The organism is uncultured Sphaerochaeta sp. (genome assembly GCF_963676625.2).
Classification (GTDB): domain Bacteria; phylum Spirochaetota; class Spirochaetia; order Sphaerochaetales; family Sphaerochaetaceae; genus Sphaerochaeta.
Window position 1 is genome coordinate 181,028 of the sequence record NZ_CAXXYB010000001.1, and the last position, 20,019, is coordinate 201,046.

A 20,019-nucleotide genomic window follows, 5' to 3' on the forward strand; every position below is an offset into this window, starting at 1 on the left:
AAACAAAAAACTCCCTCCTCCAAAGGCCCTTGGGCTTTTGGAAAGAGAGAGAATAAAAATCAATATTATAAAGCTGGTTGAGTAACTGTATTGGCATCCAGGCTAATTGCTGTCTGAGCCAGCAACCTTCCATTGATAGACGCTCCAGTGTCCATGGTGATGGAGGACTGGGAAAGAACAATTCCCTCAAAATGAGAGGTGGTTCCCAAGGAAACTACTCCTGCTGATTGCCAGAATATATTCTTTGCCAAAGCGCCTCCAGCCAAAATCACGGATTTGCCACCGGCAACCGTAATGCCTTCTCCGATCTGGAAAATCCAGACATCGTTCGGTCCTCCGCTAAGAGTGACATCAGTAGAGATTGAAACATTGGTTCCCCATTTATAGAGGCCAGGTGCAAGAGTCATGCCTCCGATTTCTCCCGATCCCAATTCAGTGAAATCAGGATTAAGCCTTCCTGCTGCATCCGTATAGGCAAGTTGCATATTGCTGATTGCCGAGGTCAGGTTGGAAGGTGTAGGAACTGCATAGTCAGAGGCATACAGGTTTCCCGTAACCTGCGAGGAGGTGGAAAAGACATTGGTGGCATCTGCAATGAGGGCAAATCCCGTAAGCCCCGTGGAATCGATCGGACTGGTTCCGACATTACCGGTTATCACGGAAGTAGGTACGGTACTGACTCCTGATTTGCTCAAGATGACAAAATTTCCACTAGAACCCAGCATAACAGGTTTGGGACCGAGGGCCGTAGTGGTTCCTGTGGTAAACGAACCATTATAGGCCGAGCTCATGGATGTTCCCCCCTGGTTTTCGGCACCCAAGGTAACGGTCACGGAATATAAGGAACTTGCCAACAAATCTGAATCAGGAATGAAAGTAGCCATCATATTTTCATAGATTATAGTGCCGTCAACATTCGTCGATCCCTTTGCAACGGTAAAGGTAGATGCATTGATGGTGCTTTCGTTCATAGTTTCACTGAAGGAAACCGAAATATTCCTGTTCAAGGGAACATTGGTCTGGGTATCGGCAGGATCCGAAGAGGTTACTCGCGGTATATCAGAAGGATTTGTCTGCGCGTCTGAACATCCAAGCAGGGTCACTGCAAAAATGAGGGAAAGCATAGATAAGAGAAAAGTGATTTTTTTCATGATCTACTACTCCTGTAGTTGCAACCTGACATCCCGGCTATGCCTTCGCATCTTGGTTGTATAGGAAGGAAAAGGACTGGTTGTAGACCTGAATCCTTACTATCAGGCAAACAATCGGTATTTTAAAAAAATGGAAACTCATTTAAAAAAGACTCTCTCCTCCAAGCGCCCTGAAGCCTTTGGAAAGAGAGAGAATAATTAAATACTATAAAGCTGGTTGAGTAACTGTATTGGCATCCAGGGCAACTAATGTCTGAGCCAACAATCTTCCGTTGATAGATGCTCCCGTGTCCATGGTGATGGAGGACTGAGAAAGAATTATTCCCTCAAAATGGGAGGTGGTTCCCAAAGAGACTACTCCGGCTGACTGCCAGAAGATATTCTTTGGTAAAGCTCCTCCTGCCAAAATCACGGATTTGGCAGCGGCAACGGTAAGGCCTCCCCCGATTTGAAAGATCCAGACATCATTTGCGCCTCCGCTAAGGGTGACATCAGTAGAGATTGAAACACCGGTCGACCACTTGTAGAGGCCAGGCGCAAGAGTCATTCCACCGATTTCCCCCGACCCCAATTCAGTAAAATCAGGAGCAAGTCTTCCCGCCGCATCATCATAGGCAAGTTGCATATCGCTTATTGCCGTTGTAAGGTTGGAAGGCGTGGGTACAGCATAGTCAGATGCATACAAATTCCCGGTAACCTGTGCTGAGGTCGAAAACACATTGGTACCATCCGCAGTGAGATCAAAACCCGTAAGTCCTGTGGAATCGATAGGACTCGTACCTATATCACCAGTTATTGCAGAAGTGGGTACCGTACTGACACCTGATTTGCTCAAGATGACAAAATTAGCGGAAGTTCTCAACGCAACAGTCTGGGGGCCTTCTCCGGAAGGATTCGTCAGTTGTACATTCGGCGTACCGGAACATCCAAGCAGGGTCACTGCAAGAATGAGGGAAAGTGTACATAAGAGAAAAGTAACTTTTTTCATGATCTACTACTCCTGTAGTTGCAACCTGACATCCCGGCTTCGCCTTCGTGTCCTGGTTGCATAAAAAAGAAAAGGATTGGTTGTGGATCTTGATTCTTTATATCCGGCAAGCAAACGACATATACTATTTTCATCTTGGCAAACAAGTTACCACAGAGCTGGTTGGAATATCATGCTGATATCAAATGTCACTACGGTTTGATCAAACAATCGGTATTTTGAAAATTGAAGGCTCACCCCAAAAAGCCACTAACCTTCGAATTGCGTACGCAATCCACGGCCAAGCCAAAATTGTGAGGACCTGAAAGTATACAGATATCAAGTAAGATTTCTTTTGTGGAGCAATAGCCTCATACTGAAAGAAGGTTGTTGGAACAACGCTTGAGAAATCACTGCTTTTATAAAAGGAATCATCAGACAGATGATTAGAAAAGCAAACAAACTGTATAGCAAAAAATATTGGGAAGCTCAGACCCCTACTTTAGAGAATGCACTTCTTGTTATATATAATATACTACATTTCTAATAATATGTATAGCATTGGACAATAATAGATCCAAAGAGCTAGGATAAAATCCTATTTATCACATATATCAACTAATCATTTGAAGAATTCAAACATTGAATCATCGAGTAGAATGGAAGGTAAACGACATTCCAAGAAAAGAAAACCCCTGCAAGGCCAGAGAAATTTCGGTTTCCCGAGAACCAAAGGAATTGCAGGGATTCAGAATAAGAATCAATACAAGATCGTACTTCTATCATTAAAAACTAAGACACCCAAGGAAATGCTCTATTTATAAATTTTGAAAATCGTCAAATTATTATAATTTGAAAAGCATTCCAGCTGAATCATCATCAATAAACAATTGCCAGGAGGGATGTCCCTTCATGATTGTAGCAGGCACATTCGGATTCACGCTCTGGGTCAAGGTATCAAAGATTGCCTTGGCCTTCACTCCATGAGGAACTGCAGTGACTATATTCCTGCATGACATTATCTGTCTCACGCACATCGTAATTGCTTGGGAAGGCACATCGGAAAGTGTTGGAAACCAACCTTCCCCTACTTGCTGCAACTTACATCGCTCATCAAGATTAACGATCTTGTAGGCTTTTTCAGTCTCAAAATCTGCTGGTGGATCGTTAAATGCAATATGCCCATTTTCTCCAATTCCAACTACACCAACATCTATGGGAGCTTTCCTGAGTTCTTTGGTCAGCTCTTCAATATTTTTCGCAACATCACCCTCACCACTTACGAAATGAACAGCTTTAAGGGAAAGCTTGCTTACAAAACGCTCCTTCAGATATTTTCTAAAACTTGCCTTGTGTGTTTCACTCAAACCAACATATTCATCAAGATGAAACATCTCAACCTTATCCCAAGGTACATCCATTGCTACAAGTGAAGAGATAGTTTCAAACTGGGAAGCCCCCGTTGAAAGAATAATCCTTGCAGAGCCCTGTTCATTGATTGCATCGCGTAATAGCGAAGCAATTGCTTTTGCTGCATTTTGTCCCAAGGTTTTTGCATCCGGGGCAATGTTAATGTTCATGTTCATCGTATTTCCTCCTGAAAGAGATAGTAAGTTTATTTAATAATGCATAGTTAGAATATTTGGAACTTTCCACCTACGAAAACAGCCGAAATCATTACATTTTCATCAAATACAATCAGGTCCGCATCCTTACCTTTTTCCAGCGAACCCTTTTGAGAATCTATATGCATAAATCTCGCTGGGTTAAGACTCATCATACTCACGGCTTCCCATAGGCTCAGACCTGTATTTCTTACCATTACCCGAACCAATCGGTCGGCAGTGGCGACGCTGCCTGCAAAGCTTTGCCTGTCCGGCATTATGGCAATTCCATTCTCAATAAAAACTTCTTGTCCATTCTTCAGGGACCCCAGGATTGAAGGTCCATCACTCATTCCTGCTCCTCTCATACTATCTGTACACAGACAAATCTCATCATGATTTTTACATTTGAGTACCAAACGTAGCAATTCAGGAGGGAGATGCATCCCATCGGCAATAAGTTCAACTGTCAAACCATCAATAAGAAAAGCACTTTCCACAGCCCCCAGAACCCGAAACCCATTCTTTCGAGTTATGGTCGACATTCCTGAATATAAATGCGTAACATGGGTAATTCCATGATCGAAACCCTTCTGCATTTCTTCATAGGTTGCATTGGTATGGCCTGCAGCAAGAAGAATACCCATACCTGACAATCTATCAGCCATTTCCAAGGCGCCAGGCAATTCGGGAGCCAGAGACCACCGCTTGATTGTCCCTTCCGCATATTCGAGTATGTGCATGTAGTGTTCAGGTGAAGGATTTCTGAGACATCTCCCGTCTTGGGCACCTTTCTGGGCAATGTTGAAATAAGGACCTTCCAAATGCAAGCCAAGTAAATTTGGCATGGAATCGGAAACCTTTTGGGCTGCTTTGAAATTATCTATGGTCTTGAACAAATCCTCATCATTGCTGGATAGTGTCGTAGGAAAAAGCGAAGTCGTTCCATGAGCAAGGTGAACTCGGGCAGGACAAAGAATATCATTGAGGGAACCGTCCATATAATCACATCCACCACCTCCGTGATTATGGATATCGATGAATCCGGGAGAAAGATAGGAACCGGCACAATCATATACTTCGCCAGAAACCTGACTAAGTTCTTCCATCCTACCGACAGCTACTATAATTCCCTTGTCTTCTCTCAGAAAACCTTGGTTGACTATTTCCCCAGGCTTGATCAGCTTGGCATTTATAAATGTCTTCATAAAAAATCGCTCCCCTCTCTCCCCACCCTTTCAGTTAACAGAATTACACCCCATGATAATCCAATTTTCCACACAAAAGTGTGAAAACCATAATTACATAGGCACAGGGAAAGGTGTTGCTACAACTTTAATTTTTATAGCTTGATTTTGCATTGAAAAGGTGATAATGTCAAGTAATCGATTCCGTTACCAGTTACGTAATCGATAATCTATCAAAATCAAGGTAAAAAACCACATGAGCAGCGAAACTACTTTACAAGACATTGCACTTGCACTCGGCGTCTCGCGTACCACGGTACACAGGGCCATACATAATAAAGAGGGAATCAGCAGTGAAGTAAGGCAGACAATCCTTGCAAAAGCAGAGGAGCTTGGGTACACGATGAATTATGTGGCATCCTCCCTTAAACGTCGTACAATGAACCTCGCTGTGGTTCTCCCCTCAGAGTTTGGAAGTGGGCAATATTATTACCGTTATTTCTGGGACGCCATTCGCTCCTGCAAAGGGGAAGCCAATGATCTCAACGTACATCTGATCCTTGATACCTTTGAGGAGACTTCAGATAGCCAATATAGCGTCCTAGCCCGTATTTTCGATGAAAACAATGGTAATCTTGATGGACTATTGACCATCCCCGTCAAGCAGGATGAACAAACCCGAAGAATAATTGAACGGTACACTTACAACAATATTCCTGTGGTCCTCATGGACAATGATATTCCCGATTCAGGAAGACTTTGTTGTGTGGCTCCCCATAATACACTTACTGGGCGCCTCGGAGCCGAGGAACTCTCCTATATGGCAACAAAAAGCGGAAAAGTCTTGATAGCTGGAGGAGCTGAGCTCAATCCATCGCATTGCCATAACCTGACAGGGTTCAAGACCTATCTTGAAGAAAATAAAATTCCTCTCGAGTGCTTGGTCATTCATAGTTATGCCGACTATGAGAAAACCTACTCGCAAGCAGTGAAGCTTCTTAAAGAGCACAGCGATATCGTTGCTTTTTATTCGGTAACCGCTCGAGAGACACTCCCCCTCTCCCAAGCAGTCATCGACTGTGGCCTGGCAGGAAAAATCCGAGGAGTTGGGAGCGATCTATACCCTGAAACAGCAAAATTATTGACTGACAATGTATTACAGGCCCTTATCTATAAAAATGGCTATGACAAAGGAATCAAGGGGTTCCATCTACTGTTTTCATATATCATCCAGAAAATCACTCCTAGTTCAGATGCTGTGACAGTACCAATCAGTATCATTTTGAAAAACAATCTCCATTTCTTCAAAGATCGTATTTGAAATTACTATCCCAACAGCATGTTTGGCTGATAGGGAGAGAAATTGCCATAGGTTTCATTTTGGGAGGAAAGAAAAAATGAAAAAGTTTTTATCTACAACGTTCGTTCTGTCATTGCTTGTCAGTGTGCTAATCGGATGCAATGCAAAAGCCACAACCGTGACATCTGCCAAGACTACAGAGCCTACTGTTAAAACAGAACCGGTTTTGAACTTCAAATTAGCAGAGAACCAGTCCGCAGAAAACCCGGTATCGAAGGGAATGCTGAAATTCGCTGATTTGGTAAAAGAGAAAACCAATGGAACTGTTTCCATTGAGGTTTACTTGGATGCTCAGCTAGGCACCGAGAACGAAACGATTGACCAAATTCAGGCAGGTACACTGGATTTTGCCCGTGTCAATACCTCGGCGATGGTTTCTACCGCCGATACAGTCGGAGTATTCTCCCTTCCCTACATTTTTACCAGCATGGACCAGAAATACAAGGTCCTTGATGGTTCAATCGGACAGACAATAAGTGAGGGGCTGACTAAATACAATATGATCGGTCTTGAGTATTGGGAAGCTGGCTCACGTTGTTTCTACACAACCAAAAAACAGGTCAAAAACGTTGCAGACTTGAAGGGAATGAAAATTCGCGTCCAACAGTCAGATGTTGCAATCAAGATGGTGGAATTGCTAGGGGCAGCAGCAACCCCGATGTCCTATGGCGAGGTATACCAGGGTCTCCAGACCGGAGTTATCGACGGTGCGGAAAATGATTTCGTTTCCTATTACACCAGCGGTCATTATGAAGTTTCCAAGTACTATGCCCTTGACGGCCATATGGCACCTCCAGCAATGTTGCTCATGAGTAAGACTGCCTGGGACAAGATGAGTGCCAGTCAGCAGGTTGCAGTACGCGAAGCAGCAAAGGAAGCAGCAACCTGGCAGAGACAGGCAATGCAAGATTACCAAGGCGAAGCGCGTGCAAAAGTAGAAGCGGCAGGTTGCATAATTACCGAAGTAGATACAAAAGAGTTTCAAAATGCTGTATCTGGAATCTATGAAAAATATCCACAATATGCCACAACCATTGCTGCCATAAAGGCAATCAACTAAGAAAATACCATTTCGTCACGTATATTTATTCACCATGCCTACCCTTCGGAGGCATGGTGAAATCTTGGGACTCTCCCAACAATTCCAAAGGATTGGTATATGCAAAAAATTCGAATATATCTTGCATTGATAAAAAAAGGTATAGAAGTTTTACTTCAGGCAATGCGATACATTTGTGCAGTGCTACTTGTCATTATGATAGCCATCACTTTTGTACAGGTGGTAATGCGGTTCTGTTTCAATGCACCATTCAGTTGGGCTGAAGAAGTAACCCTGATGTTCCTTGTTTGGTTCGGTTATATCTGCATGTCAATAGATATTTTTACCGATTCTCATGCTGCTCTCTATTTTCTATACAACATACTGCCCGCCCCGATACGAAAAGGCGCCGATTTATTCCGCCATGGAATACTGACTTGGTTATTTGTTGAGATGGTCAAATATGGGTCTGTCATCACCAGGATCAATGCACCCAAGCCACAACCTGCGACACATTTTTCTCAGGGTCTGCTTTTTGCCCCGTTGGTCGTATGTGGATCTCTGATGGTGCTGTTTACTAGCCTAAACTTCCTCTTGGCTTTGACGACTCCCCTCAGTGAATACCGTAAAAGTCTGGAAAAAATTAAGACTATCGAAGAAATAAACATTGAAAGGGGTGGTGTATGAACCCAATCGTTTCAGGAACAGCCATTTTGTTTGGGTCTCTCATTTTCATGATGATTGTAAGGGTACCTATTTCTTTCAGCTTAGGGATTTCTGCTTTGATAACCGCAACTTACATTGGCATTCCCTTCATGAATCTGTTTCAGAAAATGTCTACTGGCATTACCAGTTTTACCTTCATGTGTGTGCCTTTCTTCATCGTTATGGCACAGATTATGACTGACGGAGGAATCTCCGACCGTCTGACCAAGTTCTGCAATGTCCTTGTCGGTCGAATGAAAGGTGGAACAGCAATCGTAAACTGTATCGTATCAATGTTTTTCGGAGGAATTTCTGGCTCTTCAGTCGCTGACGTTTCTTCCATCGGAGCTTTTCTCATACCATCGATGATCAAGGAAGGCTACGATGCTGACTATAGCATTGCGGTAACCTGTACCAGTTCCGTTGAGGGAGTTATCATTCCCCCTAGCCAGAATATGATTTTCTTCATCGTTGCAGCAGGAAGTGGGCTTTCAATCAGTACTATGTTCATGACTGGCTATATCCCGGGTTTTCTGCTAACGCTCGCCTTATGTGTCTGTTCCTATCTGATTGCGGTCAAAAAGGATTATCCCGTATCAGAAGCAAAATCATGGAAAGAAAATATCAGGATCGTCAAGGAAGCGATACTGGGATTGGTTACCATACTCATCGTAGCCGTTGGAATTACTTCTGGGGTATTTACGGCAACCGAAGCAGGTGCAATCGCTGCTGTCTATGCTTTAGTCATTACTACCCTTGTCTACAAAACGATGACTCTCAGGAAATTTGCTGATTGCCTACTCAAATCCTTGAAAACCCTCAGCACGATCATGGCAATCATTGCAACGTCCAGTGCCTTCAGTTACGTACTTTCCTATCTGAAGGTTCCAGCACGAGTCGCAACGGCTTTTCTGACCGTTTCGGACAACCCCTCCGTCATAATGCTCCTGATGGTCCTTATGATGATTGCCTTGGGATGTTTCATGGATATGGGAATTCTTATCATCCTACTGACTCCAATTTTGTATCCCGTTGCAATGTCGTTCGGCTTCAATCCATATCATTTTGGTCTCATCATGGTATTGTCTCTCGGCCTTGGCTTGTTGACACCTCCAGTGGGAACTACTCTTTGGGCCGGTTGTGCCATCGCTGGAGTGCCCATAGAAAAAACCGTCAAAGGCTTTTTACCCTTCTACTTCACCTATCTAATTGTCCTTATACTCATTATTGCCCTTCCGAATATTTCTCTCATTCTTCCAAGAATGATGGGCTATGTAGCCTGATAGATTCAAACAAGTATCAAATTCTGGTTTTCAGTTTGCAAAGTATTACTTCATGAAACATCAGCAGCAAGTCGGAAATTGGGATGTGTTCATTATATACAAGACAAGCGGCATAATAAGGCCGCTTGTCTTGTATTGATTGAAACTATCATCATTTTGATATTTGGATTATCTTAGTTGCTCACTCCATATTCTCGCCTTCTCTGAAAAAGAGAGTGTATAGGCAGGACTTGTAGAAGGAAGTGTTACAAACGTTATACCTTCAGGGTAAAAGGCTACATACTTCTTGTAGAAAGCTTCTGATTGCTTGCCATTGAACAATACTTTTTGGATCTTGCCATGTTCCTGAAGAAAGGCCTTCAGATCATTGGGAACAACTATTGAATACGCACTGTCAAGAGATCCTTTGCGGTCAAAGGAAGAGAGAACATCCCATAAAGCAATACCATGGCCCTGCAACAAATACCATTTCTGTTCATACGTTTCCGACTTCGTACCAAAAAATTGGTCCATTATCGGCCAGAAGGCATTTCGTTCATGACCATAGTACTGCTGTTTTTGCAAAGAACGAACACTGGGGCCGGTACCAAGGACCAAGATTTTTGCCTCCTGGTCCTCGATGGGCGGAAATCCATTTAGCATCCAAGATACCTGGCCACGCTCTCGGCACAGTTTATGCCATCCAAGGCAGCACTGACAATTCCACCGGCATAACCGGCACCTTCACCGCAAGGAAATAACCCCTGCAACTGAACATGCATGCAGGTCTCTTTGTCCCGCAAAATTCGGACAGGACTGCTTGTCCTTGTCTCAGCGGCAATGAGAACGGCATCGTTGGTAAGAAACTTATGAGCCTGTCTGCCAAAAACCGAGAAAGCCAAGGCAAGGCGTTCAGAAATAAACGAAGGCAATACATGATGCAAATCTGCATTTGCAAGACCGGGAATATAGGAACTTGCAGGAACATCCTTGGAAATACGATGATTTACAAAGTCCACCATACGCTGACTGGGGGCACAGAGATTGTTCCCTCCTGCCTTGAAACACCTTCGCTCCAAAGCTTCCTGGAATTTCATCACTCCGAGTTTTCCCCCGAATTGGTCCTGCGGCAAATCCTCTGGATGCAGTTCTACAACCATACCACTATTTGCATATTCGCCATTACGAGAGGATGTACTCATCCCGTTTACGACCAGTTGGCCCTCTGCTGTTGCGGCGGGGATGACAAATCCACCGGGACACATGCAGAAGGAATAGACGCCCCTCTCCTTTACTTGAGTGACAAAGGAATATTCAGCAGGAGGAAGATATTTTCCCCTGCCCTCTGTGTTCTTGTATTGAATCCTATCCACAAGTCCCTGGGGATGTTCAAGCCTGACACCTATTGCCAAGGCCTTTGCCTCTATGGCGATATTGCTCTTGTCCAGGTATTCGTACATATCGCGGGCACTATGCCCTGTGGCAAGGATCACCGGACCATGGAATTCCATGCCTACATCGGTTACTACACCAACCAGCTGTTCTCCTTCGGTCAAAAAGCTGACAACCTTGCTGGAAAAATGCACTACGCCCCCACTGGCGAGGATAGTCTTGCGAATCTGTTCAATCACCGAAGGGAGTTTATCCGTACCTATATGAGGATGGGCATCAAAAAGGATATCGGTTGAGGCCCCATGCTGGCAAAACTGGGAAAGGACCTTGTTGACATTTCCTCGCTTGGTTGCCCGAGTATAAAGCTTGCCATCGCTGAAAGCTCCGGCGCCACCTTCTCCAAAACTATAGTTGCTCTCTTCATTGACGATTTTTTCAAGGTTGAGCAGGGCAATATCCTTTTTACGTTGATGGACGTCCTTGCCCCGCTCGAGAACTATGGGTTTTAACCCCAACTCAATGAGGCGCAACGCTGCAAATAGGCCTGCAGGTCCAGCACCAACCACAATGACGCTTTTTGCATCCTTGACTTGGGGGTATTCGGTCTTCTCAAAAGCACTATCTTCCGCTTCGTTGCAAAAGAGACGTACTTGCATATCGATGACAGGGGGGTTACGCCGGGCGTCGACACTGCGACGAATGGCACGTAGAGCAGTAATGTCTGCTATATTTACATTTGCTTGTTTTGAGGCTATTTTTAAAACAGCATCATTATCAGTGGCTATCTCTGGTGATAACCTAAGTGAAACATCTTTAATCATGGCTCCATTGTATAGAGGGAATACTTGGATGGTCAACGTATACAGTTCATACAATACAATCAGTTTTTACGTTCACTACACAAAAACTACACATTCCTCCATGTTTCTATCGCTATTTAACGAATAAAACAACTACCGTTTCATGCTATTTTAAGCAGTATAAATATTTTTAGGAGCACTTTGTATGCGGATTAGAAAAATATCAGTTCTCTGCCTTATCCTTATAATGGGGACAGGCCTCTTTGCAAGCAGTCTCACCCTTGAACAAGCCTTGGATGCTGCAAGGGGAAGCAACAGCACTATCAAGGTTGCTACCCTCACCCTCCAACAAGCTTTACGCGAAGGTGAAACAAACACTTATCTTCCTTCCATTTCCTTGGATTTGGGAGTAAAGACAGTAGGAAGCATAGCAAATAACTCCATTGATACAACATATTCGGTAGGAGGTATAAGTTTTAGTCTGGACAGCTCGAATAGCTATACAAGAAAACAATTGGCTCTTTCTTCAATTACTGCACAGAATACATACCAAAGCACTCTCAATACCGTAGAAGCCAATGTCACGACCGCATATTGGAATGTAGTCGCAGCACAGCTTGCAGAAACAAGTGAACAAGCTACAGTTGAAAAAGAGCAACGTTATTATGATCAGGCACAAAAACGATACGAGGCAGGACTCACTACACAATTGGCAGTCAACGAAGCAAAACTAGCCCTTTATGATTCACAACTTACTCTTCAAGAGGCACAGATTACTACAGAGAAATCAATTGACTCCCTAAATTTATTGTTGGGAAAATCAGACACTTGGGAAATGGATGATCTTCCAACACTCAAGACAGTGCAAGCCTTGGATGCACTGACAGCGCTGACAATGAAAACAACGACGGTAAAGACCCTCGACCTTGCAGTACAACAAGCAAAACTTAATCTGGCAAGCGAGAAAAGCACTGCCCTCAGCCCGACACTCAGTGTAAGTGCCTCAACAGGATTATCTGGTTCCATCTCCAGTTCAGGGGTTACTTTCGCAGATGCCACCAGTATCTCGGTTGGAGTTTCCGTTCCCTTGGATGCTTATCTGAAGAATTCCTCTTCCCAGGTCTCACTTGATAGCAAAAAATATGGAGTGGAAATAGCACAAGCTGAATATGAAAGCGGAGTGACTTCCCTCAAAGCTAAAGTAAAAACAGCATATACAGCACTCCAACAAGCCCTGAGCACTTTGAAAAAACTCAAGGAACATAACGCACTCGCCAAGGAACAATTGGTTTTGGTTCAACAATCCTATGAAGCTGGTCTTTCAACGTTCAGTGATTTGCAAGACAGTCTGACAGAAGTCCAGAGTTCCAATATCGCCATTGTTCAACAGAACCTTGAATACACTTTGTCTCTCTACGATTTGAGCTATCTGCTTGAAGTCGATTCATCCGTAATAACAATCACCAACTAGGAGCATATCATGGAAAAAAAATCATCCTTTGACAAAATCGTAACTATTATTTTGGTTGCTATTTGTATCGTTCTTGCAGCTATCGTAGGAAATAATTTAATCAACTCATCAAAAGGTCAAACACAAGGTCCTCTTTCTGAAGTGAAGAAGCAGGATAATATAATCAATGTATCGGTTGAGTCCGTTACATCAGGTCCCTTTACAAAATACACTACCCTCGGGGCAGAATTGGAAAACAGCATCGCTTCAATTTCCCTTACAAGCACTCTCACAGGAGGAAAGCTCACAGCCTTGAGCATCAAGGAGGGTGACGTACTGAAAGCAGGTGACATCATTGGGACTGTGGACCCCTCAACTCCGGGCAATCAATACAAACCTTCATCCATCACGGCTACCACAGGGGGTACAGTATCTTCGGTGGACGCTTATATTGGGGAACAAATCACCACAAGTACAGGTTTAGCCACCCTCGTGGAAGCCGGTGACCTGCAGATAATCGCTTACCTGCCTGAACGCTATCTCTCTACCATTGAAGTTGGAAGCAAAGCTATATTTACTACGGCAGCTTGGCCTGAGGAACAGGAAGAAGCAACCGTCACTCTTATCAGCCCTACAATAAATTCGAGTAATCGAACCTTCAAGGTAACACTTTCCCTTGACAAAAATAATCCCAAGCTCAAGGAAGGAATGTACGTTACACTAAAACTGGTAACCGAAAAAATAGATTCTTGTTTGACTATTTCGACCGATGCCATCACCACCTACCTAGGAAAACCTGTCGTCTATATAGCCGTCGATAACAAAGCAAAACGAGTATCGATAACCACCTCAAGTTCTGATGATACTAAAAGCGTCGTGACTTCAGGCCTGACAGGTGATGAGAAAATTATCGTTGCAGGATCCGTCGTTGACGGTTCCGCAATCAAGATTATCGAGGAGTAACCATGAAATTGAGTGAATTGTCCGTCAGGCGCCCTGTTCTTATTACCATGGTATATGTACTTCTCTTGGTAATTGCTGCCATATTTGTTTCACGCATAAACATTGCCCTCTATCCTTCCGTCGACATGCCAATCATCTCCGTGAGGGTCAACTGCAATGATGTAGGCCCAGAGGAAATCGAGTTACAAGTTGCAAGGGTATTGGAAAATTCTTTGGGGTCCGTGGAGAATCTGAATACCATGACCTCTGAATCCTCAACCGGAGAAGCTCGTCTCGTATTGGAGTTCGACTATGGAACCGATCTCGATCAGGCAGAGACTGACGTAACAAGACTTATTAACTTGCTTACCGACAGTCTACCCAGTTGGGCTGATGCCCCACAGGTTATGCAACTTGATATCACCTCCCTCTCGTCTTTGATGACTCTAGTTATCAGTGGTTCTTCAGACAAAAGCGCGTTGAAGTCCGTTGCCGATGACACAGCTAGCCCATTGCTTCTACGTATCAAAGGTGTTTCGACTGTAGATGTCGCAGGTACAGGTACCAGAATATATACCGTAAAGGTAGATCCTATCAAACTGGCATCATATAATCTCACTCTCACCAATGTCAAAACCGCCTTGGCCAATCGAAACATCCAAGGAACCAACGGTACCATTACCCAGAACGATATTGACTATTCAGTAACCTTGGATGGAAGATATTTCACTATTTCTGATATTGAAAGCACCGTAATCACTACCCTTGATGGAGTACCAATCCATGTCAGAGACATAGGATCATCGCAAGTTGACACAGAAAGAAGTTTCAAGGAACGCTATCTTGATGGATCCTCGGTTGTTACACTCTCCGTGAACAATGATAGCAATAGCAATGCTACAACTGTTGCCAACGCTGTAAGGGCAGCATTGCCTTCCATCAACAGCGCCTTGCCTTCTGGGATGAAATTGACCATCCAAGAAGATACGACAACCATGATTACCAGTACTCTCAATGAGGTTTATAAAAGCGCTATAGAAGGGATAATCCTTGCAGCCCTGGTTATTTTCTTGTTCCTCAGAAACCTCAAGGCAACCTTGATCATATCTCTTTCCATGCCTATTTCACTCCTCCTTACCATGATGGTCATGTCGATGTTCAACATCACCCTAAATAGTATGAGCCTGAGTGGCTTGATCCTGGGTATAGGAATGATAGTTGATGCCTCGGTCATTATCTTGGAGAATACCTATAACTATCGGCAAAAAGGACACGGAACCGCCGCATCGGCAATCCTCGGCAGTGAGAACATGAGCACAGCCATCATTGCCTCGACCCTCACTACCCTCTGTGTTTTCATCCCTCTCTTTATTTTCAAGAATAATTTGGAAATGATAGGCATCATGTTCCAGGATTTGATCATCACCGTTTGTATCGCCATGATTGCTTCGCTCTTTGTCGCCTTGACTCTTGTTCCGGCCCTTACAGGAAGCATTCTCCGTCTGGATACCCGAGTACAGAAACCTCTTCGTTTCAAACCCTTGAAATGGATGGATTCCGTATACCTCCGCTTTGAGCAAAAACTACAGAATGCATATGCGAAGGCGTTGGGCTATTTCTTGTCAAATCGTCTGTTACTGGTCCTGCTTCTCGCTTTATTACTCATTTTCAGTTTCCAGCATTTCAGTGGAATCGGAATAAGCTTGACTCCATCAATGAACTCTGATGATTCTGTCACCCTGAACCTGACCTTGCCTGCTGGAACTACCAAGAGCGCCACCAGAAGTGAATTATTTGCCTTGCAATCAGAATTGGCAAAAGCCCTGCCTCTTGATTCCTACACCCAAATAATGATCAATGTTGGAAAAACCAACACAGGATCAATGGTAATAAGCCTTCCTGATGTTTCCGAACAGAAATACAGTGCGACAGATATCAAAAATCTGGTACGACCTCTGTTAAACAGCAATCCTTCGGCTACCTGGACTTTTGGTGGAGGCAGAGGACCTGGGAATAGCACGCCTATTGAAATTAGCATTACAGGATCCAATATCTCGGATATCACCGAGACAACCAATTCGATTGCCTCCATCATCAATTCCTTTGTCCCTGAGGCAACCAATGTCTCTACGGATTTGGAAGATGGATCGCCTAAAATTAATATAGTAATAGACAAGGAGGTCGCAAATGATTTGGGAGTATCGATGGAAACCATCAATACAGCTGTTACTGATGCCCTAGCCGGAACTACAGCCACAACCCTCAGCACCTTCAGCAGTGACGCAACCTATGATTTAGACGTCGAAATGAACCCAACTTCCATGCAAACGGCTAATGATCTAAGCAATCTACTTATAGACACTCCAAACGGAACAGTTAGACTTGATAGTATTGCTACCTTTACCAATAGCAAAGCCCCCCAAACAATCACCAGAAAAAACAAGGAACGGGTAAACAAGGTCACAGCAAGCCTGGCAGACGGATATTCCGCAAATCAGGTTCAGGCAAAAATACAAACCGCACTTGATGAGAATCTTTTGATTCCCGAAGGTGTCACTGTCAATGAAAGCGGTGATATGCAACAATTCGCTACCTATGGACCGACGTTGGTGATGATTATCATCCTTGCGCTCTTGTTGGTATTTGCTGTCATGGCCGCACAGTTTGAATCGCTTGTCGACCCTTTCATCATATTTGCCACCATACCACTTCTGTTGATAGGTGTCATATTCATTCACTTGGTCATGGGACAGGACTTCACCTTGTTCTCCATCGTCGGAATCATTGCTCTCATAGGAGTCGTTGTAAACAACGGTATTGTTCTGGTCGATTCAATCAATCAGCTCGTTGCAAAACGTGTTCCTGTCAAGGAAGCTTGTCTGACGGCGGCCAGGACACGCTTGCGCCCAATCCTGATGACCACACTCACTACGGTACTGGGAATGATTCCGTTGGCCTTCTTCCCCGGCAGCGGAGCAGAAATGATGCAACCAATTGCCGTTACCTTCGTCGGTGGACTGCTTACAGGATCATTCTTGACACTCTTTCTTTCCCCTGTCCTCTACTCTATATTCAACAAACGTAGGGAAAGAAACTTTGACAATCCAAATACCCTGGCCAACCAGCTAGAACTATTTGATAAGGAAGGTAGGTAAGTCTTCAAACCTTTGCGTTTCTGTGGCATGTCTTTGACTGAATGAGGACATGCCTTTTTTTGCAGAATGATACTGGCCCCGGATGAGCGGATATGCTATTGTGTGCCATCATGGATTCAAATTTGGTTTTTGGACAACTTTTGGCTCTGCTGACAGCAGGATGCTGGGCTCAAAACTCAGTAGCCTATCGGTATCTCGGAGAACGGGTAGGCTCGGATGCCGTAGCCCATATACGTATGTGGATAGCCCTCCCTGCCATTATGTTGCTTACCTATCTAACGGAGGGTTCCTGTTTTCCCATGGGACTTTCCGGCCAGACGTATCTATTCTTATTTCTCAGTGGTGTCATCGGATATTTTCTCACGGACCTCTTGCTTTTTCAGGCGTATGTCTGGCTTGGGGCAAGGGAATCGCTTATCATCATGATGCTATCACCTGTAGCAACGGCAGTGTTGTCTTATTTTCTGTTTGACGAAACCTTGATAGCGATGCAAATCATGGGAATTCTCTTGACGATAAGTGGTGTCATTTTCATGGTAATTTCTGAAATGCGACACCGCCTGAAGGATCTTTCTGGAAAGAACCGTGCAAAAGGTCTTGCAATGGCAATAGTTGCCTCTATTTTGCAAGCCATTTCTCTCATCCTGGCAAAATATGCACTGGAAACCACAGGTCCTGTTTCTACGAACCTACTGAGAAATATGGGAGGCCTTTTTGCTTTCTTTCTCTATGATTTTTTGATCAAACGAAACGCCAAATCCCAGTTCAAGGCTTTTCGGGACCCCAAGCGATTCGGACTCCTTTTCCTTGCGGCAATCGTCGGACCTGTGCTTGGTATGACATTGCAAATGAAGGCCTTTACGCTGGCCCCCGTAGGTATCGTAACCACCTTGGTACAGATATCCCCTATACTCTTGCTTCCTGTGGATAAGTTTATTTTTCATAAAAAACTGACAACTTCCAGCATTATCGGAACTTTCGTATCGATAGGAGGCATTGCCATACTCTTTTTAGCCGCTTGATATTGCACCGTTTGTCTTCTTTCGATACCCTTCTGGTATGAATGTTCTCTCATTGGAATCAATCTCAAAAACTTTGAATGACGCACCTTTGTTCCAGGAAGTTGCCTTCGGCCTCGAAGGTGGTGACCACGTAGGGCTAATTGGCCATAATGGGTCAGGAAAATCAACCTTCCTGCACCTCTTGCGTGGGGATTTCCCTCCCGATACAGGGACTATATCGATGGCTCGCGATACCGATCTGGTCATGCTCGATCAAGGAGTGGACTTCGAACAAGAGGACACTGTCCGATCCTATCTCTACAAAGGGACAGGCAATCGAATCTCCCTTATAAATGAGTACCATGACCTTATCAGTCAGGAACATACCGGTGCCGTGGAGCAAAGGCTCATCAAACTGACCGACCAAATAGAAACCACTGGAACCTGGAATCTGGAAAACGATTTCATTTCCCTCTTAGGGGAACTAGGGTTGTATGAAGTACTCGACCAGAGTATGGCAACGCTATCAGGAGGAATGCAGAAGAAAGTCGCAATAGCGAGGGTTCTTGCCGCCAAACCGACCATGATGCTTTTGGATGAACCGACCAACCACCTGGATATCGAAACCATCGAGTGGCTGGAGAAATATCTTTCACAAAACAGTGCCACGATGATCATCGTAACCCATGATCGATACTTTCTGGATGCGGTATGCAATTCAATCCTCGAACTTGACCGCGGTTCCATGTATTTCCATCCTGGCTCCTTCAGTGAATATCTTGAACGAAGAGCCGAGCGTCTTGAACATATGCAAAAAGAACAAGATCGACTCAATACGATTCTTAGACGAGAACTGCAATGGCTGAAACAAGGCGCCAAGGCAAGGACAGGTAAAGATAGCAGCAGAAAGAACAGAATCGCGAAAATGCTCGATTCCCAGCAATCCGTTGCAGATGTTGAACAGACAAGTTTTACCTCAGGCTCCCGACGTATCGGCAAGAAAATACTTGAAGTAAAACATCTATACAAGGCCTTTGGTGCTAAAAACATCATCAAGGACTTTTCTTTCAATTTCACCAAGGGACAAAAGATAGGTATCGTAGGCCCTAATGGATCCGGTAAATCAACGTTGCTTGATTTGCTGTGTGGGCACCTCAGTGCAGATAGCGGCATTGTCGATGCAGGAATTAATACCGTTTTTGGATATTATGATCAGACAGGAAGAAATCTGGATAGCGCCAAGACGATCCTTGAATATGTAGAGGACATCAGTGAACGCATTACTCTCAGTGAAGACCAGATAGTGACGGCTGCCAGATTCCTGGAGATCTTTGGTTTCCCTTCTTCAATGCATAGACTTTCCATTGGTACTCTATCAGGCGGTGAAAAACGTCGATTGTATCTGGTCTCCCGCCTTATGGTAAATCCAAATTTTTTGATGCTGGATGAACCAACCAATGACTTGGATTTGCAAACCATGGAAAACCTTGAGCAATACGTCCAGGATTTTGCAGGTTGTACCCTGGTGGTTTCCCACGACCGTGCTTTTCTCGACTGCACATGCGACCAGTTATTTGTCTTGGGAGTAGATGAAGATATCCTATCCTACCCAGGGCCATTCAGTGAATGGAGGCAAGATCTGGCAGAAAGAAAGGAAGAAGAGCAGAAACAAGCGCAAAACCTCAAGAAACAGGAAAATTCTTCCGTTACAGATTCCCGCCGTTCAGAAAAAAAGAAAGGCCTCACCTTCAAGGAAAAAAAGGAATTTGAGCAACTTTCGACAAATATGGAAGCCTTGCAAGGCTTGCAAACAGAACTTGAAGCAAGTTTTTCTGATGCAAAAGACACTGAATTGGGGACTCTTGCACAACGTACTGAAGCATACAAATTACATGCCGAAGAACTTGAGGAGATGGAAAACCGTTGGCTGGAGTTCGCCGAACGAGAAGAATAAGAAGTTTGACAAAGGGATATACCAGTTTCTCCGAAATTCTTTGGCAGAAA

Annotated in this window: 15 protein-coding genes; 9 read left to right on the plus strand and 6 right to left on the minus strand. The window is 44.2% G+C overall.

The annotated features are described in order from the left end of the window. Window positions 1-65 precede the first annotated feature (65 nt). The 4 genes from ACHZBG_RS00830 to nagA all read right to left on the minus strand — a co-directional run bounded on the left by ACHZBG_RS00830 (window position 66) and on the right by nagA (window position 4,930). On the minus strand, window positions 66-1,151 hold the full coding sequence (locus ACHZBG_RS00830) for an ice-binding family protein (RefSeq protein ID WP_320127537.1): 1,086 nt from the start codon (window positions 1,149-1,151) through the stop codon (window positions 66-68). Between the two features lie 205 nt (window positions 1,152-1,356). Continuing rightward, a complete protein-coding gene (locus ACHZBG_RS00835; protein ID WP_320127538.1) occupies window positions 1,357-2,139 on the minus strand; it encodes an ice-binding family protein in 783 nt (260 codons plus the stop codon). 824 nt (window positions 2,140-2,963) lie between these two features. After that, window positions 2,964-3,704: a 6-phosphogluconolactonase gene (locus ACHZBG_RS00840; protein WP_320127539.1), complete on the minus strand. Its 741-nt coding sequence runs from the start codon at window positions 3,702-3,704 to the stop codon at window positions 2,964-2,966. Between the two features lie 47 nt (window positions 3,705-3,751). Continuing rightward, window positions 3,752-4,930, minus strand: a complete 1,179-nt coding sequence (nagA, locus tag ACHZBG_RS00845; protein WP_320127540.1) for an N-acetylglucosamine-6-phosphate deacetylase — start codon at window positions 4,928-4,930, stop codon at window positions 3,752-3,754. 235 nt (window positions 4,931-5,165) lie between these two features. Between nagA and ACHZBG_RS00850 the strand changes: the two genes are divergently transcribed. The 4 genes from ACHZBG_RS00850 (at window position 5,166) to ACHZBG_RS00865 (ending at window position 9,296) form a co-directional block, all read left to right on the plus strand. Beyond that, window positions 5,166-6,230 carry a LacI family DNA-binding transcriptional regulator gene (locus ACHZBG_RS00850; protein ID WP_320127541.1) on the plus strand — a complete coding sequence of 355 codons (1,065 nt, stop codon included), beginning with the start codon at window positions 5,166-5,168 and terminating at the stop codon, window positions 6,228-6,230. A 76-nt stretch (window positions 6,231-6,306) separates the two neighbouring features. Then, on the plus strand, window positions 6,307-7,329 hold the full coding sequence (locus tag ACHZBG_RS00855) for a TRAP transporter substrate-binding protein (protein ID WP_320127542.1): 1,023 nt from the start codon (window positions 6,307-6,309) through the stop codon (window positions 7,327-7,329). Between the two features lie 99 nt (window positions 7,330-7,428). After that, entirely contained in the window at window positions 7,429-7,995 is a 567-nt protein-coding gene (locus tag ACHZBG_RS00860; protein ID WP_320127543.1) for a TRAP transporter small permease, read from the plus strand. Next, the gene (locus ACHZBG_RS00865; RefSeq protein WP_320127544.1) at window positions 7,992-9,296 is read left to right on the plus strand and encodes a TRAP transporter large permease; all 1,305 of its coding nucleotides are present in this window, start codon (window positions 7,992-7,994) and stop codon (window positions 9,294-9,296) included. The genes ACHZBG_RS00860 and ACHZBG_RS00865 overlap by 4 nt, the downstream gene beginning before the upstream one ends. A 168-nt stretch (window positions 9,297-9,464) precedes the next feature. Here ACHZBG_RS00865 and ACHZBG_RS00870 read toward each other — a convergent pair whose 3' ends face one another. Further along, window positions 9,465-9,938 carry a DNA-deoxyinosine glycosylase gene (locus tag ACHZBG_RS00870; RefSeq protein WP_320127545.1) on the minus strand — a complete coding sequence of 158 codons (474 nt, stop codon included), beginning with the start codon at window positions 9,936-9,938 and terminating at the stop codon, window positions 9,465-9,467. Next, window positions 9,932-11,488 carry an FAD-dependent protein gene (locus ACHZBG_RS00875; RefSeq protein ID WP_320127546.1) on the minus strand — a complete coding sequence of 519 codons (1,557 nt, stop codon included), beginning with the start codon at window positions 11,486-11,488 and terminating at the stop codon, window positions 9,932-9,934. Before ACHZBG_RS00875 ends, ACHZBG_RS00870 begins: the two co-directional genes overlap by 7 nt. Window positions 11,489-11,672: 184 nt before the next feature. On the opposite strand from ACHZBG_RS00875, the gene ACHZBG_RS00880 reads away from it, so the two are divergent. The 5 genes from ACHZBG_RS00880 to ACHZBG_RS00900 all read left to right on the plus strand — a co-directional run bounded on the left by ACHZBG_RS00880 (window position 11,673) and on the right by ACHZBG_RS00900 (window position 19,969). After that, the gene (locus ACHZBG_RS00880; RefSeq protein ID WP_320127547.1) at window positions 11,673-12,938 is read left to right on the plus strand and encodes a TolC family protein; all 1,266 of its coding nucleotides are present in this window, start codon (window positions 11,673-11,675) and stop codon (window positions 12,936-12,938) included. A 9-nt stretch (window positions 12,939-12,947) separates the two neighbouring features. Further along, window positions 12,948-13,880: an efflux RND transporter periplasmic adaptor subunit gene (locus ACHZBG_RS00885; protein ID WP_320127548.1), complete on the plus strand. Its 933-nt coding sequence runs from the start codon at window positions 12,948-12,950 to the stop codon at window positions 13,878-13,880. A 2-nt stretch (window positions 13,881-13,882) separates the two neighbouring features. After that, complete coding sequence (locus tag ACHZBG_RS00890; RefSeq protein ID WP_320127549.1) at window positions 13,883-17,014, plus strand: efflux RND transporter permease subunit; 3,132 nt, start codon at window positions 13,883-13,885, stop codon at window positions 17,012-17,014. A 110-nt stretch (window positions 17,015-17,124) separates the two neighbouring features. Next, a complete protein-coding gene (locus ACHZBG_RS00895; protein ID WP_320127550.1) occupies window positions 17,125-18,036 on the plus strand; it encodes a DMT family transporter in 912 nt (303 codons plus the stop codon). A 37-nt stretch (window positions 18,037-18,073) separates the two neighbouring features. Beyond that, window positions 18,074-19,969, plus strand: coding sequence for an ABC-F family ATP-binding cassette domain-containing protein (locus tag ACHZBG_RS00900; protein WP_320127551.1), 1,896 nt, complete (start codon window positions 18,074-18,076; stop codon window positions 19,967-19,969). Window positions 19,970-20,019: the final 50 nt, after the last annotated feature.